Origin of the sequence: Metallosphaera javensis (ex Hofmann et al. 2022) (assembly GCF_022064045.1) — an archaeon.
Lineage (GTDB): Archaea > Thermoproteota > Thermoprotei_A > Sulfolobales > Sulfolobaceae > Metallosphaera > Metallosphaera javensis.
This window is the reverse complement of the sequence record NZ_JAKNCW010000073.1, coordinates 1-253: the sequence shown is the minus strand read 5'-3', so window position 1 is coordinate 253 and position 253 is coordinate 1. Positions and strand designations below refer to the sequence as shown.

The following is a 253-nucleotide window of genomic DNA, read 5'->3' as shown; positions in this document are numbered from 1 at the left end:
AGCGCATGTAGTCGTGGTCGTCCAGGCAGAGGGCGTCGCCATGGCTGAGCAGCCAGCGGCGGCCCTCCATGGTCAGCACACAGGGGTAGGGCAGGGCGGTCATGCCGCTGCGTCGTACAAAGTCGGGGCCGAGCAGGAAGTCGCGGTTGCCGGACATGAAGAAGACCGGCCGGCGTGCGGTGGCCTGCTTCAATTCGGCGAGGCAGCGTGCCTCGAAGCTGTCGGCGCTGAGCGCGTCATCGCCGATCCAGAC

General features: G+C 67.6%; 1 protein-coding gene. It reads right to left on the bottom strand.

What is annotated here, in order from left to right; translation table 11 throughout:
• Positions 1-253: hypothetical protein (locus L3N51_RS12445; protein ID WP_238027526.1), on the bottom strand; the 253-nt coding region annotated here is incomplete at both ends.